This window comes from Cellulomonas sp. RIT-PI-Y, assembly GCF_025642745.1.
GTDB lineage: Bacteria > Actinomycetota > Actinomycetes > Actinomycetales > Cellulomonadaceae > Cellulomonas.
In genome coordinates this window covers 64,349-79,822 of sequence record NZ_JANZKP010000002.1, presented here as the reverse complement: position 1 = coordinate 79,822, position 15,474 = coordinate 64,349, and the positions used below count along the sequence as shown (strand labels likewise).

The following is a 15,474-nucleotide window of genomic DNA, read 5'->3' as shown; positions in this document are numbered from 1 at the left end:
GGGTCCCCTCGCAAGCGCGAGCGAAGCGAGTGGTTTCGTGGGGTGTGATCATCTCGGGGCTCCCTCGGAAGCGCGGGCGCGGCGATTGGTCTCGTGGGGTGTGATCACAGCAGACGCTCCCCTCGCAGCACGGCCAGGATGAAGTCGGTGGAGGTCTTCGGCGTGCTGTCCGGGTTCACCGACGCCGGCGGGTGCCAGGTCTCCTGCAGCCCCTGGGAGACCTCGTTGTAGTACGGGGTCTGCGGCCGGGGTGCGGCCTGCTCCAGCGACTGCCGGATCTCGTCCGCCATCGGGAAGGTCTCCTGCACCTCGGGGTCGTCGTAGGCGGCGGTGTTGGCGGGCGGGTTGCCGTTCGACACGAAGTACGCGGCCTGGTTCTCCGGCTGCACGATGCACTCGGCCGCCTGGTAGGCGAGGTCGGTGTGCTCGCTGAACGCGCCGACGCCCAAGTTGATCCCGCCGTAGGGCGGTGCCGCGTCCTCGCCCTCGGTGACCTGCGGGTAGATCGCCCAGCCGACGTCGTCCAGCACCGACTGGTCCAGGGTCCCGGCGTCGACCGCGGACTGCATGGCGGGCCAGACGAACGGCCAGTTGACCATGAACGACCCGGAGTCCCCCTGGAACTGGGACAGCGAGGCGTTCTCGTCCTGGGTGGGCAGTCCGGCGCCGCCGAGCCGCTCCGACCCGATCTCGCCGATGATCCGCGCGGCCTCCCGGCCGGCGTCCGAGTCCAGTCCGAGCTCGACGTCCTCGGCGTCGGCCTCCGGCGTCTGCACGATGTGCCCGCCGGCCGACTCGACCAGCGCGTTGATCCACACGGTCAGCGCCTCGGCCTTGATGCCCTGCACGCCCAGCGTCTTGTCCTGGTCCTTGGCGGCGTCGATCACCTGGTCCCAGGTGACCGGGTTCGACATGTCGAGGCCGGCGGCCTCGGCGACCGAGGTGCGGTACCAGAGCAGCTGGGTGTTGGCCCAGAACGGCACGGTGACCAGCTCGTCGTTCCAGGTCGCACCGGCCAGCGCGCCGGCCGCCACGTCCTGGCTGACCCGCTCGGCCACGTCGTCGGGCACCGGGGCCAGGAAGCCGGCGTTCGCCAGCTCGGGGATGAACGGCGGATCCAGGCTCATCAGGTCGATCGAGGAGTCGGACGCCGCCAGCCGCCGGGCCAGCTGCTCGCGCTGCGAGCTCGCCTCCCGGGGCAGGACCGACACCTCGATCCGGTAGGCCCCGTCGGCGGCCTCGGTGCACTGCTGCGCGAGCTCCGCCTGCCCCCCGTCGTCCGGGTTCGTGTACCAGGTCAACACCGGGGTGTCGTCGGACGGGGCACAGGCGGCCAGCGTCGCCGCCAGCACCACCCCCGTTGCCGCGGCGATCGCCCTCGACCGTCTCTGCACCAGTCACCTACCTCGTCGTGCGTGTGGGGTTGTCTGCTCCTAGTGCTACCCCGTGCGCTGGTGGTGTGCCACCGGAGCGCAGGATCGGTGCGGGCTGTGCGTGCGTCGCGTGGGACGATGGACCCATGTCTCAGCTCACCCCGTCCCAGGCCTGGACCGCCCTCCGCGAGGGCAACGACCGCTTCGTGCGGGGGGAGATGGCCCACCCGTCGCAGGGCATCGACCGCCGGGTCGAGGTCAGCACCTCTCAGCACCCGTTCGCGGTGCTGTTCGGCTGCTCGGACTCCCGGGTGGCATCGGAGATCATCTTCGACCAGGGGCTCGGCGACCTGTTCGTGGTCCGCACCGCCGGGCACGTGCTGGACACCACGGTGATCGGCTCGATCGAGTACGGGGTGGAGATCCTGGGCGCCCCGCTGGTCGTCGTCCTCGGTCACGAGTCCTGCGGCGCGGTCGCGGCAGCCACCCAGGCCCTCACCACCGGCGAGCAGGCCCGCGGCTTCGTGCGGGCGGTGGTGGACCGGGTGATCCCGTCCATCGTCTCGCTGGTGCACGACCCGAACGGCGGGCAGACCGACCTGACCAAGGTCTCCGCGGCCGACCTGGGCCGCGAGCACGTCCGGCACACCGTGGACATGCTGCGCGGCTACTCCCTCGCCCTGGCCGAGGCGATCGACGAGGGCCGGGTCGCGGTGGTCGGCGTCGAGTACGCGCTCTCCGACGGGGTGGCCAGGCTGACCTCGGCGATCGGCGACGTCGGTGAGGAGCCGTCGGCCTGATCGGATGGCAGGATGACCGGCCATGAGCACCCGCGCCGATGACGCCGCCGGACAGTTCCGGATCGAACACGACACGATGGGCGAGGTCCGGGTCCCGGCCGACGCCCTGTACCGCGCCCAGACCCAGCGCGCGGTGGAGAACTTCCCGATCTCCGGGTCCGGGCTGGAGCGTGGGCACATCGCCGCGCTGGCCCGGGTGAAGAAGGCCGCGGCGCTGGCCAACGCGGAGCTGGGCATCGTGGACCAGGAGGTCGCGGACGCGATCGTGGCCGCGGCGGACGAGGTCGCCGACGGCCGGCACGACGCGCACTTCCCGGTGGACGTGTACCAGACCGGGTCCGGCACCAGCTCGAACATGAACATGAACGAGGTGCTGGCCACCCTGGCCACTCGCTCCAGCGGCACCGACGTGCACCCGAACGACCAGGTCAACGCCTCGCAGTCCTCCAACGACGTGTTCCCGACCTCGGTGCACGTCGCCGCCACCGACGCCCTGGTGAACGACGTGGTGCCCGCGCTGGACCACCTCGCGTCGTCGCTGGAACGGCTGGCCGCGCAGCACGCCGACGACGTGAAGTCCGGCCGCACCCACCTGATGGACGCCACCCCGGTCACCTTCGGCCAGGTGTTCGGCGGCTACGCGGCGGCGGTCCGGCACGGGATCGAGCGGGTCGAGGCCGCCCTCCCCCGGGTCGCGGAGGTCCCGCTGGGCGGCACCGCGGTCGGCACCGGGATCAACACCCCGGCCGGGTTCCCGCAGCGGGTGATCGAGCTGCTCGGGCAGGACACCGGCCTGCCGCTGACCGAGGCCCGGGACCACTTCGAGGCCCAGGGGGCGCGGGACGGGCTGGTCGAGCTCTCCGGGGCGCTGCGCACCGTCGCGGTCAGCCTGACCAAGATCTGCAACGACCTGCGCTGGATGGGCTCCGGCCCGAACACCGGCCTGGCCGAGATCCGGATCCCCGACCTGCAGCCCGGGTCGTCGATCATGCCGGGCAAGGTGAACCCGGTGATCTGCGAGGCCGTGCTGATGGTCTGCGCCCGGGTGGTCGGCAACGACGCCACGGTCGGCTGGGCCGGGGCGAGCGGCACCTTCGAGCTGAACGTGCAGATCCCGGTCATGGGCCAGGCGCTGCTGGAGTCCGAGCGGCTGCTGGCCAACGCGGCCCGGGTGCTGGCGGACAAGACCGTCGACGGCCTGGAGGTGGACGTCGAGCGGGGTCGCGCCTATGCCGGGTCCTCGCCCTCGATCGTGACCCCGCTGAACCGCATGATCGGCTACGAGGCGGCCGCGAAGATCGCCAAGCACGCGGTGGCGCAGCAGATCACCGTGCGCGAGGCGGTGCTCGACCTGGGCTACGTGGAGCGGGGCGAGCTGACCGTCGAGCAGCTGGACCGGGCTCTGGACCTCCTCAGCATGACCCACCCCGCGCGCTAGACGACCGGCTGCCGAGAAGCCGTACGCCGTCGGACGATCCGCCCGCGGGCCGACAGGACGTGGCTTCTCGGCGACCACTCGTCCCTCAGGTGTGGCGGTCGATCCGGGTGAGGACGCGGGAGAGCAGCGCGGCGAGCTGCGCGGCCTCGTCCGGGTCGAGGTCCGCGAGCGCGTCGCGTTCGACCGCGGTGCGCACGGGGGTGAGCCGGTCCACGGTCGCGCGGCCCTCGTCGGTGAGGGAGAGCAGGACACCGCGCCGGTCACGGTCCGGGACCGCGCGGTGGATCAGGCCCGCCCGGTCCAGGGCGTCGGTCCGCTTGGTGATCGCGGCGCCGGAGGACTGCGTGACCGTCGACACCTCGGAGGCGCGCATCGGCCGGCCCGCGCGCCGCAGCGCGCTGAGCAGGTCGAGTTCGCCACGGGTCAGTCCGCTGCCGGTCAACGCCTCGTCGATGTGCGCCGTGATCAGGGACGCGATCCGGGACACCCGGCCCACCACCTCGGCGGGCGAGGTGTCGATCTCCGGCACGGTGCGGGCCCACTCGGAGCGCAGGCGGTCGACGTAGTCCACGTCCGCAGGATAGCGGCCGTTAGTTCACAGATAAACCACCCGGGTAAGATCTTCGGGTGCCACACCGACTCTCCCTGCTCCGCGACCTCGCCCACCCCGACCAGTTCCGCGCGGCCATGCGCGTGAACCGGATGTCCGGCACGCTCGGCGGCGCGGTGCGGTGCGGGCTGACGGTGACCCTGGCCTTCCTGGTCGCGGCGCTGACCGGGCACACCGACCTGGCCGGCTTCGCGGCGCTCGGGGCACTCGCCTCGCTCTACGGCCGGGACGAGGTCTACGCCTGGCGCTGGCGGCTGATGACCCTGGCCGGAGGATCGCTCGCGGCGGCGGTCCTGCTCTGCTCGGTGCTGTCCGGCCGGGGAGCTCCCACGCCGGTGCTCCTGGTCGCCATCGGGGCGATCGCGGCGCTGGCGACCGCGGCCTGCGCTCTGCTGCGCACCGGTCCACCCGGCGGCACGATCATCGTGTTCGCGGCCGGAGCGGGTCTGGTGCCGATCACCGGGGACGCCGGGACGGCGGTGGCCGAGCGGACGGTGGCCACCCTGGTCGGGGTCGCCGCGGCGCTGGCGGTCTGCAACGCGGGCGCCCTGGTCGACCGGGGCGCGAGGGGCGCCGCGCCCCGGCTCCGGAGCCTCCTGCGGCACGACCCGGCGGTGCTCGGCTCGGCGCTGCTGGTGCTGTGCGCCTCGGTGGCCGCAGGTGCCGTGGCCTCCCTCGCCGGATGGGGGCATCCCGCGTGGGCGGCGATGGGGGCGACCGCGGTCCTGCACGGACGCGACGTGCACCACATGGGCCAACGGGCGATCCAGCGCGGGCTGGGCACCCTGGGCGGCGCACTGGTCGCGGTCCCGCTGCTGGGCGCACACCTGCCGTTCTGGGCCGTGGCGGTGCTGGTCGTGGGGCTCCAGGTGGTCACCGAGGTGGTCGTGGGACGGCACTACGGCCTGGCGATGCTGACCATCACGCCGATGGCCCTGCTGATGACGTCGATCGGCGGCACCGCCGAGCCCGTGACGATGGCGGTCGACCGGGCGCTGGACACCCTGGTCGGCGCGCTGATCGGCGTCGCCGTCGCCGTGATCGCCGCCCGGCCCGGCACCCCGGCGACCGAGGCGGGCGACCCGGCGACGCTCGACGCGGAGCGACCCGGCGACCGCCGGCGCACGCGGGCCGCCGCCCACCCGGTGCACCCCGGTGGACGGCGGCCCGCGGCGCTCAGAGCTCCAGCCCCTCCAGCATCTCGGTGACCAGCGCGGCCACCGGCGAACGCTCCGAGCGGGTCAGCGTCACGTGCCCGAACAGCGGGTGGCCCTTGAGCGTCTCCACCACCGCGGCGACCCCGTCGTGCCGCCCGACCCGCAGGTTGTCGCGCTGGGCGACGTCGTGGGTCAGCACCACCCGTGAGCTCTGACCGATCCGGGACAGCACGGTGAGCAGCACGTTCCGCTCCAGCGACTGGGCCTCGTCCACGATCACGAAGGCGTCGTGCAGCGAACGCCCGCGGATGTGGGTCAGCGGCAGCACCTCGAGGATGTCCCGGTCCATGACCTCCTCGACCACCTCCCGGCTGACCAGGGCACCGAGGGTGTCGAAGACCGCCTGGGCCCACGGGTTCATCTTCTCGGCCTCGCTGCCGGGCAGATAGCCGAGCTCCTGGCCGCCCACCGCGTACAACGGCCGGAACACCATGACCTTGCGGTGCTGACGACGCTCCAGCACCGCCTCCAGCCCCGCGCACAGCGCCAGCGCCGACTTGCCGGTGCCGGCCCGGCCGCCGAGCGAGACGATGCCGACCTCGGGATCCATCAGCAGGTCGATGGCGACCCGCTGCTCGGCGGAGCGCCCGTGCAGCCCGAACACGTCCTGGTCGCCGCGCACCAGCTGGATCTGCTTGTCCGCGGTCACCCGGCCGAGCGCCGAGCCGCGCGGGCTGTGCAGCACCAGACCGGTGTGGCAGAGCAGGTCGGCGGGGGCGGGCCGGTCGTCCCGGTCGCCGCCGTCCAGGTCGAGCAGGGGCACCGACTCGTGCTCCCACAGGTCGGCCATCTGCTGCTCGGTCAGCTGCAGCTCGTCCATCCCGGTCCAGCCGGACTCGGCCGCCAGCTCGTGCCGGTACTCCTCGGCGCGCAGCCCGATCGCGGAGGCCTTGATCCGCATCGGCAGGTCCTTGGAGACCACCGTGACGTCCTTGCCCTCCTTGGCCAGATTCGCCGCCACCGCCAGGATCCGGGAGTCGTTGTCCCCGAGCCGGAAGCCGGCGGGCAGGGCGTCCGGGTCGGTGTGGTTGAGCTCCACCCAGAGCGTGCCGCCGTGGTCGCCGATCGGCAGCGGCGCGTCCAGGCTGCCGTGCTCCAGCCGCAGCTCGTCCAGCATCCGCAGCGCGGCCCGCGCGAAGAAGCCCAGTTCGGCGTGGTGTCGTTTGGCCTCGAGCTCGGTGATCACCACCAGAGGGAGGACGACGTCGTGTTCGGCGAAGCGGCGGACCGCTCGCGGGTCGGAGAGCAGGACCGATGTGTCGAGGACATGGGTCCGGGTTCCCGGAGTGCTGACCACGGCTGACTCCCTCCGGCGCCTGAACTGTCAGCGCCGAATCGGGCCTCCGTCGTCCACCCGGCGACGTGCCGGTGGACGAGCGTCGACGGGGTGAGGGCGGACGGCCCGCGAGTCGGGCCGGATCCGGCCCTCCTCCCGGAGCTGGTGCTCCATGGGCTGGCCTCCCGGGGACGGCTGGTGCCATCCGTTGCGGCGACGCTAAGCCTGCCCCGCGACGCGGCAGCGTTGCCGCGCGGGTGTGTCGCCGCTCACATCCGAGAATTCACCTGGCCGTTACTTCCCGCGACGACGGTCCCGCGCCGCGTAGTCGCGCATCGCCCGCAGGAAGTCGACCCGCCGGAAGTCCGGCCAGTACGCCTCGCAGAAGTAGAACTCGGTGTGCACGCTCTGCCACAGCATGAAGCCGCCGAGTCGCTGTTCGCCGGAGGTGCGGATCACCAGGTCCGGATCCGGCTGACCCTTCGTGTAGAGGTGATCGGCGATGTGCTCCACGTCGAAGCTGCCGGCGATCTCGTCCAGACTCGCACCGTCGGCCGCCCGTTCCCGCAGGTAGGAACGCACCGCGTCCGCGATCTCCCGTCGACCGCCGTAACCGATCGCGACGTTCACGTGCAGGCCGGTGATGTCCGCGGTGGCGGCCTCCGCGTCGCGCAGCACCTGGGCGGTGTGCTCGGGCAGCAGGTCCAGCGAGCCGACCGCCTGCAGCTTCCAGCGCCGGGTGGCCGCGAGCTCACGCACCGCGTCCTCGATGATGCCGAGCAGCGGGGTGAGCTCCTCGGGGTCCCGGCTGAGGTTGTCGGTGGACAGCATCCACAGCGTGACGACCTCGACCCCGACCTCCTCGCTCCACGCCAGCAGATCGGCGATCCGCTCCGCGCCACGACGGTGACCGGTGGCGGTGGACTCGCCGAGGCTGCGCGCCCATCGGCGGTTGCCGTCCAGGATCACGCCGATGTGCCGGGGCAGCTGCTGCCGGGGCAACGAGGCTGCGAGTCGCCGCTCGTACAACCCGTACAGCGGGTGTGGCAGGCGCACGGTGGCGGCTCCTCGGCAGGCTCGGATCGGACGGGGATCACCGTACCGGCAGCGGGGGTGCGGACCGGCGTCGAGCCCACGTCCCGCGCGAGGAGGATCTGTGCAGGCCGCCCTAACCTACGGTTGCGTAAGTTACGCTCGTCGGGTCGCCCATCCCGCCATCCCCTGGAGGTCAGACGTGAAGGTCGCCGAGACCGCCGACCAGATCGCCGCCGCGATCAAGCCCAAGCTGCGTGGCTGGATCCACGCCGGGATGTTCCCGCTGGTGACCGCCGCGTCGATCGTGCTGGTCGTGCTGGCACCGGGCGCGGCGCTGACCTGGGCCTGCGCGGTCTTCGGGCTGTCGGCCATGATGCTGTTCGGCACCAGCGCGGTCTACCACCGCGGGACCTGGTCGCCCCGGGTCGCCGGGGTGTTGCGCCGGCTCGACCACACCAACATCTTCCTGGTGATCGCCGGGACCCTGACGCCGCTGGCCGTCGCTCTGCTCCCGGCGTCCACCAGCCGCCCGTTGCTGATCGTCGTCTGGGCCGGGGCCCTGGTCGGCGTGCTGGCCCGGGTGTTCTGGCTCGGGGCGCCGCGATGGGTCTACGTGCCCAGCTACATCGCCCTCGGCTGGGTCGCCGTGTGGTTCCTGCCCTCGTTCTGGCGGGCGCCCTCCGGCGGGCCGGCGGTGGTGTGGCTGGTCGCGGTCGGCGGGCTCGCCTACACGATCGGGGCCGTGGTCTACGCCCTGAAGAAGCCCAACCCCAGCCCGCGCTGGTTCGGCTTCCACGAGATCTTCCACTCGCTCACCGTCGTCGGCATCGTCTGCCATTTCATCGCGGTGGCGATGGCGGTGCTGCGCTGAGTCAGGCGGGGACCACCCGGTAGCGGCGGTTCGCCAACGACGGGTTGCCCTCGCGGACCTCGGCCAGCAGACCCGGGTCCAGGTCGACCGTGCGCAGCTCCGGCTGGTCGCCGAGCTCCAGCCCGATCTCCCCGTCCGGGCCGACCACCAGCGACCGGCCGATGGTGCCCGGGCCGGCCTGGCCGACCGCCGCGACCACGACGGTGTTCTCGATCGCCCGGGCGATCGCCAGGGTGCGCCAGTGCAGCGCCTTCAACGGGCCCGGCGCCCACGCCGCGGGCACCACCAGCACGTCCGCACCGGCGTCCACCACGCGGCGGGCCGACTCGGGGAACCGGAGGTCGTAGCAGGTGATCACGCCGACCCGCATCCCCGCGACGTCCAGCACCAGCGGCGCGGCGTCGACCGGGCCGGGCACCAGCCGATCGGACTCCCGGTGGCCGAAGGCGTCGTAGAGGTGCACCTTGCGGTAGACCCCGGCGAGCCCACCACGGCCGTCGACCGCGACCACCGCGTTCACGGCCCGCTCGCCGTCCCCGGGCAGCATGGTGCCGGCCAGGATCGCCACCCCGGTCCGGGCGGCCTGCTCGCGGAGCAGGGTGACGAACTCCCCGTCCAGCGGCTCGGCGTGCTCCGGCCCGGTGCCGCGCGGGTCGAACCCGGCCGCGTACTCGGGCAGCACGAGCAGGTCCGCATGCGCCCGGGCCGCGGTGCCGATCGCCCGGCGCACGGTCTCGCGGTTGGCGGCGTGATCGTCGCTGACCCGCAGCTGACCCACGGTCAGGCGCACGGCGGGGCGGACCGGGGCGCCGGTCATCGGGGGTCCACGCCGTCCGCTCCGGGATCCGCGTCCGTCCGCGTCCCCTCCGGACCACCGGACCGCTCCCCGCGAGCGCCGTCAGCGGGGCCACCGGAGCTCTCCTGCCGCGCCGCCTCGGCCGCCGCCCGCTCCTCGGCCTCCAGCTGACGTCCGCGTCGTTCGACCCGGCGGAGCTTGCGGACCAGCGAGTACCCCAGCAGCATCACGGCGATCGCCACACCGAACGTCACCAGGAAGCCGATCAGCCCCGGCGAGGTCTGGTCCGCGGGCGGGATCTCCTGGACGCTCGGACTCGGGCTCGGTCCGACCTCGGCCCACACCTGGAGCCAGGCACCGTGCAGCGTCGCGGCGCTCATCCGCGCAGCCCCGCGAACAGGTCGTCCTCGGGCAGGGCCGTCGGCACCCGGGACTCGGCGAGCTCGTACTCGTCCCAGGGCCACACCTCCCGCTCGAGCTCGCGCGGGATGCCGAAGAAGAAGCCCTCCGGGTCGATCTGGGTGGCGTGCGCACGCAGGGCCGCGTCACGCTGCTCGAAGAACTCGGCGACCGGCACCAGGGTGGTGACCTCGCGCTCGGGCATCTCCCTGGCGGCCCGGGACTCGACCCACTCCCCGAACGGCGACTCCAGGCCCCGGGCGATCATCGCCTCGTGCACGGTGCGCAGCCGCTTCATCGAGAAGCCGTGGTTGTAGTAGAGCTTCGACGGGGTCCACGGCTCGCCGGCGCCCCGGTAGCGCTCCGGGTCACCCGCGGCGTGGAAGGCCTCGAAGGCCACCCGGTGGGTCATGATGTGGTCCGGGTGCGGGTAGCCGCCGGTGGGGTCGTACGTGGTGATCACGTGCGGCCGGAACGCGCGGACCGCGGCGACCAGCGGGGCCGAGGCGTCCTCCAGCGGCTGCAGGCCGAAGGAGCCCTCCGGCAGCGGCGGCAGCGGGTCGCCCTCGGGCAGCCCCGAGTCGACGAAGCCCAGCCATTGCTGGCGCACCCCGAGCGCGGCGGCCGCGGCCGCCATCTCGGCGCGGCGGATCCGCCCCATCTCCTCCGGAGTGCCGGAGAAGGGCGGGTAGTGCGGGTTGAGGATGTCCCCGCGCTCGCCACCGGTGCAGGTGACGATCAGGACGTCCACCCCCTGCGCGGCGTAGCGGGCGGTGGTCGCGGCGCCCTTGCTCGACTCGTCGTCCGGGTGGGCGTGGACCGCCATCAGGCGGAGCTGCTCGGTCACGTTCCGTGGCTTCCTTCTGGTCGCGTCGTCGGGTCCGGACCCGACAAGGGACAATGATCGCTCATCCGTCCGACACGGCCGAACCGACAGGAGTCCCCGTGAGCAGCGTCCAGCCCCCCGCCGGCCGGTACGGACCCACCGCGTCCCCGACCCGGCGTCGCGCGGCCCGGATCGGTCTGGTGGTGCTCGCGGCGGTCGGCCTGGGCATCGTGATCTGGATCGGCCTGGGCGCGGCGGGGACCGCGGTGCGCTGGAACGAGGTCGGGTATCGGATCGACGGCAGCACGGCGGTGGAGATCACCTTCGACGTGATCCAGGACCCCGGCGAGGTCGCGGTGTGCCGGGTGCAGGCGCTCAGCAACAGCCACGCGGAGGTGGGCGTGCAGCAGATCACCGTGGGCCCGTCCGCCGAGCAGACCACCCGGGTGACCGCGACCGTTCCCACCGCCGAGGAGGCCGTGACCGCCGTCGTCCACGGGTGCGAGGCGCGATGAACCGGGCCTTGTGACCGCTTCTTCGCTATGATGGCGGATTCAAGACGCCGCCTCGGTCCGACGTGACCGTCGATGCGACCGTGAGGCGGAGCACCCGTTCCCACCCGTCGCGGACACGCACGCACGTCGGGGCGAGGCGATTTTTCGAGCGCAGCCACCCCAGGGTGCGCCCGTTGCTGGAAGGAGTGGGACGTGACCGACACGACGCAGGCCACCACCTGGTTGACGCAGGAGGCCTACGACCGCCTCAAGGCGGAGCTGGAGCACCTCGAGGGTGCGGGTCGCGCCGAGGTCACCGAGCGCATCGCCGCCGCTCGTGACGAGGGCGACCTGAAGGAGAACGGCGGCTACCACGCCGCACGCGAGGAGCAGGCCAAGCAGGAGGCGCGGATCCGCGAGCTCCAGGCCAAGCTGCGCAACGTGCAGATCGGCACCCCGCCGGACGACGGCGTGGTCGAGCCGGGGATGGTCGTCGTCGCCGAGGTCGCGGGCGACGAGATGACCTTCCTGCTCGGCTCCCGGGAGATCGCCGGCACCGCCGACATCGACGTGTTCTCCCCGACCTCGCCGCTGGGCGAGTCGATCAACGGCCACCAGGTCGGCGACTCGACGTCCTACACCGCGCCGAACGGCAAGGACATCCCGGTGAAGATCCTCAGCGCGAAGCCGTTCGTGGGCTGACGACGCCGCACCCGGAAGGCCCGCTCCCCTCCTGGGGGGCGGGCCTTCTCAGTGCTCGGACAACCGGTACCCGTCGTCGCGCAGCCGCGCCAGGACGCCCGCGCAGTGCTCGGGTCCCTTGGTCTCGACCTGGAGTTCGACCTCGACCTCGTCGACGTCCAGGTCGACGCCGGTGCGGGTGTGGTTCACGTGCATGACGTTGGTGCCGAGCCGGGCGAGCTCGCGCAGCAGCCCGGCCAGGGCGCCCGGGGTGTCGTGCAGCCGGACCCGCAGCTGCAGGTAGCGGCCGGAGGAGGCCAGGCCGTGCCGGACCACCCGGAGCAGGACCAACGGGTCGATGTTCCCGCCGGAGAGCAGCACCACCACGGGCCCGGTGAACGCCCCCGGTCCCCCGGCCATCACCGCGGCCACCCCGGCGGCGCCCGCCGGCTCCACCAGCAGCTTGGCCCGCTCGGTGGTGAGCAGCAGGGCGCGGGACAGGTCCTCCTCCGACACGGTCCGGACCTCGGTGTCGTGCCGGTGCAGCAGGTCGAAGGGCACCCGGCCGGGGGTGCCGACCGCGATCCCGTCCGCCATCGTGTGCAGCTCGGGGGCCGTGGTCGGCTTGCCCGCGGCGAGCGAGGCCGGGTAGGCGGCGGCCCGGGCGGCCTGCACCCCGATCACCCGGACGTCCGGCCGGAGCTCGGCCAGCGCGCCCTGCATCCCGGCGGCCAGCCCGCCGCCGCCGACCGGCACCAGCACCGTCGCGGCCTGCGGCACCTGCTCGACGATCTCCAGCGCCAGGGTGCCCTGCCCGACCACGACGTCGTGGTGGTCGAACGGGTGGATCAGCACGGCGCCGGTGCGCTCGGACTCCGCGCGGGCGGCGGCCAGCGCCTCGTCCACGGTCACACCGTGCAACCGGACCTCGGCGCCGTACTCCCGGGTGGCGGCGATCTTGGGCAGCGCGGCGTCGATCGGCATGTAGACCACCGCGTCGATCCCGAGCTTGGCGGCCGCCAGGGCGACACCCTGAGCGTGGTTGCCCGCGCTCGCCGCGACCACGCCGCGGGCCTTCTCCTCGTCGGTCAGCCGGGCCATCCGCACGTAGGCGCCGCGGACCTTGAACGAGCCGGAGCGCTGCAGGTTCTCGCACTTGAGGTAGACGTCGGTCCCGGCGATCTGACTCAGGGCACGGGAGAACTCGACCGGCGTGCGCGTGACCACACCGTCGAGCAGCTCCGCTGCCGCCCGCACGTCATCGAGGAAGGTCACGCGGCGGCTCTCGGGGTCCGCTGCGCGACGTGGTCCTCCGTGCCGAGCTGGGGGAACTTGTCGTGCCCGTGCAGGTAGAGCACCACGGTGTTCAGCACCGCGGCGATCGGCACCGCGAACAGCGCGCCGACGATCCCGGCCGCCATCGATCCCGCGGTCACGACCAGCAGCACCGCCACCGGGTGCAGGGACACCGCATGCCCCATCAGGAACGGCTGCAGGATGTGCCCCTCCAGCTGCTGCACCAGCAGGACGACGCCGAGCATGATCAGCGCGATCACGGGTCCGTGCGCGACCAGCGCCACCAGCACGGCGACCGCACCGGTGACGATCGCGCCGACGATCGGGATGAACGAGCCGACGAACACCAGCGTCGCCAGCGGAAGCGCCAGCGGCACCTGCAGGATGGCCGCGCCGATGCCGATGCCGACCGCGTCGACGAAGGCCACCAGGATCTGGGTGCGGGTGTACGCGCTGAGCGTGACCAGGCCACGACGGCCCGCCTGGTGCACCCGCTCGCGCACGCTGCGCGGCAGCAGGCCGACCACCCAGGACCAGACCGTACGGCCCTCGCGCAGGAAGAAGAAGGTGCAGAACAGGGAGATCAGCGCCCCGGCTGCGACGTGACCGACCGTGGTGGTCACCGACAGCGCACCGGACAACAGGCTCGAGGCGTTGTTCTGCAGCTGCTCGCGACCCTGGTCCACCAGATCGCCGACCTGGGCCGACGTGACCTGCAACGGACTGGTGGCCAGCCAGTCGAGCAGCTTGTCCACGCCCTCGGACGCCTGGTCGCTCAGATCGCCGAACCCGGCGGCGATCGACCGCCCGGCCAGCACCACCAGCGCGGCCACCACCGCGAGCAACCCGATCACCGAGCTGATCGCCGCGAGCGTCCGGCCGAAGTGCAGGCGGCGCCGCAGGAAGGCCGCCACCGGGTTGAGCAGCACGGTGAGCAGCAGTGCCACGGCCACCGAGACCACGATCACCTTGAAGTAGCCGATCAGCCACAGCGCTGCCGCAGCGGCCCCGGCGATCAGCAGAAACCGCCAGGACCAGGCGGCGGCGGCCCGGACCGCCGGGGTCACCGACTGCTCGGCCGACCAGCCCTGGGGCGTGTGGCCGGTGGCGAGGTCGCCCTCGTGCAGTGCCGGCCTGCGGCGGGACCTCACTGGTCCAGCGCCCGGATCAGGTCCGCGATCAGGTCGGACTCGTCCTCGATGCCGACACTCAGGCGGACCAGGTCGTCCGGCACCTCCAGCGCGGTGCCCGCCACCGAACCGTGGGTCATCCGGGCCGGGAGCTCGATCAGCGACTCCACCCCGCCCAGCGACTCGGCCAGGGTGAACACCCGGGTCCGGGCGCAGATCGCGGCGGCGCGCTCGGCACTGCCGGCCCGGAAGGACACCATCCCGCCGAACCCGGACATCTGCCGCGCGGCGACGTCGTGCTGGGGGTGCGACTCCAGACCGGGGTAGATCACCGCCGGGACGTCGTCCCGCTCGACCAGGAACCGGGCGACCGCGGCGGCGTTCGCGCAGTGCCGGTCCATCCGGACGCCCAGGGTCTTCAGCCCTCGCAGGGTGAGCCAGCCGTCGAACGGCCCGGCCACGGCGCCCGAGGCGTTCTGGTGGAAGGTGAGCGCGTCCGCGAGCGCCGTCGACCCGGTCGGCCCGGTGAGCCCGACCGGCAACTGTGCCCCGTCCGCGGTGATCACCGCGCCGCCGACCACGTCGGAGTGCCCGCCGATGTACTTGGTGGTGGAGTGCACCACCACGTCCGCGCCCAGTGCCAGCGGCTGCTGCAGGTACGGCGTGGCGAAGGTGTTGTCGACCACCAGCAGGGCGCCCGCGCCGCGGGCCAGTCCGCTGAGCACCTCGATGTCGGCGATGCCGAGCAGCGGGTTGGTCGGGGTCTCGGCCCAGATCAGCTTGGTGCGGCCGGGCTGGATCGCCGCGGCCACCGCCTCGGCGTCGGAGAGGTCGGCCGGGGTGTGCTCGATCCCCCACGGACCGAAGACCCGCGCGATCAGCCGGTAGGTGCCGCCGTAGGCGTCGTCCGGGATCACGACGTGGTCCCTGGGGCGCAGCACCGCGCGCAGCAGGGTGTCCTCAGCGGCCAGGCCGGAGGCGAAGGCGAAGGCGGCGTCCCCGCCCTCCGCGGCGGCCAGCGCCTCCTGGAGCGCGGTGCGGGTCGGGTTCGCCGAGCGGGAGTACTCGTAGCCGTTGCGGAGACCGCCGACACCGTCCTGGGCGTAGGTCGACACCTGGTAGATCGGCGGGACCACCGCCCCGGTGGTCGGATCCGGCGCCTGACCGGCGTGGATCGCCCGGGTGGAGAAACCTGCCTCGGACCAGTCCTGCTCGTGGTTCGTCACCCGCAC

General features: G+C 73.0%; 16 protein-coding genes. 6 read left to right on the top strand and 10 right to left on the bottom strand.

The features are described 5' to 3' along the window. Nucleotides 1-104: 104 nt before the first annotated feature. Nucleotides 105-1,394: an extracellular solute-binding protein gene (locus OGL89_RS01420; protein ID WP_263118053.1), complete on the bottom strand. Its 1,290-nt coding sequence runs from the start codon at nt 1,392-1,394 to the stop codon at nt 105-107. Between the two features lie 125 nt (nt 1,395-1,519). On the opposite strand from OGL89_RS01420, the gene OGL89_RS01415 reads away from it, so the two are divergent. Next, on the top strand, nt 1,520-2,173 hold the full coding sequence (locus OGL89_RS01415; RefSeq protein ID WP_263118052.1) for a carbonic anhydrase: 654 nt from the start codon (nt 1,520-1,522) through the stop codon (nt 2,171-2,173). A 22-nt stretch (nt 2,174-2,195) separates the two neighbouring features. Then, nucleotides 2,196-3,611, top strand: coding sequence for a class II fumarate hydratase (locus OGL89_RS01410; RefSeq protein ID WP_263118051.1), 1,416 nt, complete (start codon nt 2,196-2,198; stop codon nt 3,609-3,611). Between the two features lie 85 nt (nt 3,612-3,696). Here OGL89_RS01410 and OGL89_RS01405 read toward each other — a convergent pair whose 3' ends face one another. Beyond that, nucleotides 3,697-4,182, bottom strand: a complete 486-nt coding sequence (locus tag OGL89_RS01405; protein ID WP_263118050.1) for a MarR family transcriptional regulator — start codon at nt 4,180-4,182, stop codon at nt 3,697-3,699. 56 nt (nt 4,183-4,238) lie between these two features. Here OGL89_RS01405 and OGL89_RS01400 point away from each other — a divergent pair, with 56 nt between their 5' ends. Then, complete coding sequence (locus OGL89_RS01400) at nt 4,239-5,429, top strand: FUSC family protein (RefSeq protein WP_263118049.1); 1,191 nt, start codon at nt 4,239-4,241, stop codon at nt 5,427-5,429. Here the strand turns inward: OGL89_RS01400 and OGL89_RS01395 are convergent. Together OGL89_RS01395 and OGL89_RS01390 are read right to left on the bottom strand one after the other, a co-directional pair. Further along, nucleotides 5,398-6,735, bottom strand: a complete 1,338-nt coding sequence (locus OGL89_RS01395) for a PhoH family protein (RefSeq protein WP_263118048.1) — start codon at nt 6,733-6,735, stop codon at nt 5,398-5,400. The two genes, OGL89_RS01400 and OGL89_RS01395, sit on opposite strands and share 32 nt — an antisense overlap. Nucleotides 6,736-7,008: 273 nt before the next feature. Next, nucleotides 7,009-7,770, bottom strand: coding sequence for an isoprenyl transferase (locus OGL89_RS01390; protein WP_263118047.1), 762 nt, complete (start codon nt 7,768-7,770; stop codon nt 7,009-7,011). Nucleotides 7,771-7,948: 178 nt separating this feature from the next. Between OGL89_RS01390 and OGL89_RS01385 the strand changes: the two genes are divergently transcribed. After that, nucleotides 7,949-8,620, top strand: coding sequence for a hemolysin III family protein (locus OGL89_RS01385; protein ID WP_346770650.1), 672 nt, complete (start codon nt 7,949-7,951; stop codon nt 8,618-8,620). A gap of 1 nt (nt 8,621) precedes the next feature. Here OGL89_RS01385 and OGL89_RS01380 read toward each other — a convergent pair whose 3' ends face one another. From OGL89_RS01380 to mca, 3 genes are read right to left on the bottom strand one after another with little or no spacing between them, the layout of a single operon-like run. After that, entirely contained in the window at nt 8,622-9,437 is an 816-nt protein-coding gene (locus OGL89_RS01380) for a carbon-nitrogen hydrolase family protein (protein WP_263118046.1), read from the bottom strand. Continuing rightward, on the bottom strand, nt 9,434-9,796 hold the full coding sequence (locus tag OGL89_RS01375) for a hypothetical protein (protein WP_263118045.1): 363 nt from the start codon (nt 9,794-9,796) through the stop codon (nt 9,434-9,436). Before OGL89_RS01375 ends, OGL89_RS01380 begins: the two co-directional genes overlap by 4 nt. Continuing rightward, nucleotides 9,793-10,641: a mycothiol conjugate amidase Mca gene (gene mca, locus OGL89_RS01370; protein WP_263118116.1), complete on the bottom strand. Its 849-nt coding sequence runs from the start codon at nt 10,639-10,641 to the stop codon at nt 9,793-9,795. The genes OGL89_RS01375 and mca overlap by 4 nt, the downstream gene beginning before the upstream one ends. 119 nt (nt 10,642-10,760) lie before the next feature. Here mca and OGL89_RS01365 point away from each other — a divergent pair, with 119 nt between their 5' ends. Then, the gene (locus tag OGL89_RS01365) at nt 10,761-11,156 is read left to right on the top strand and encodes a DUF4307 domain-containing protein (RefSeq protein WP_263118044.1); all 396 of its coding nucleotides are present in this window, start codon (nt 10,761-10,763) and stop codon (nt 11,154-11,156) included. 192 nt (nt 11,157-11,348) lie between these two features. Next, entirely contained in the window at nt 11,349-11,837 is a 489-nt protein-coding gene (gene greA / locus OGL89_RS01360; RefSeq protein ID WP_263118043.1) for a transcription elongation factor GreA, read from the top strand. Nucleotides 11,838-11,885: 48 nt separating this feature from the next. Here greA and ilvA read toward each other — a convergent pair whose 3' ends face one another. The 3 genes from ilvA to OGL89_RS01345 form a co-directional block, all read right to left on the bottom strand. Then, a complete protein-coding gene (gene ilvA / locus OGL89_RS01355; protein ID WP_263118042.1) occupies nt 11,886-13,091 on the bottom strand; it encodes a threonine ammonia-lyase in 1,206 nt (401 codons plus the stop codon). Then, nucleotides 13,088-14,179, bottom strand: a complete 1,092-nt coding sequence (locus tag OGL89_RS01350) for an AI-2E family transporter (protein WP_263118115.1) — start codon at nt 14,177-14,179, stop codon at nt 13,088-13,090. Before OGL89_RS01350 ends, ilvA begins: the two co-directional genes overlap by 4 nt. 80 nt (nt 14,180-14,259) lie before the next feature. Next, a complete protein-coding gene (locus tag OGL89_RS01345) occupies nt 14,260-15,468 on the bottom strand; it encodes a cystathionine gamma-synthase (protein ID WP_263118041.1) in 1,209 nt (402 codons plus the stop codon). Nucleotides 15,469-15,474: the final 6 nt, after the last annotated feature.

Bases quoted from the DNA above. Each gene is read 5' to 3' on its own strand.
- mca (WP_263118116.1), bottom strand. From the start codon at position 10,641: ATGGCGGTCCACGCCCACCCGGACGACGAGTCGAGCAAGGGCGCCGCG.
- OGL89_RS01380 (WP_263118046.1), bottom strand. From the start codon at position 9,437: ATGACCGGCGCCCCGGTCCGCCCCGCCGTGCGCCTGACCGTGGGTCAG.
- OGL89_RS01375 (WP_263118045.1), bottom strand. From the start codon at position 9,796: ATGAGCGCCGCGACGCTGCACGGTGCCTGGCTCCAGGTGTGGGCCGAG.
- OGL89_RS01410 (WP_263118051.1), top strand. From the start codon at position 2,196: ATGAGCACCCGCGCCGATGACGCCGCCGGACAGTTCCGGATCGAACAC.
- OGL89_RS01415 (WP_263118052.1), top strand. From the start codon at position 1,520: ATGTCTCAGCTCACCCCGTCCCAGGCCTGGACCGCCCTCCGCGAGGGC.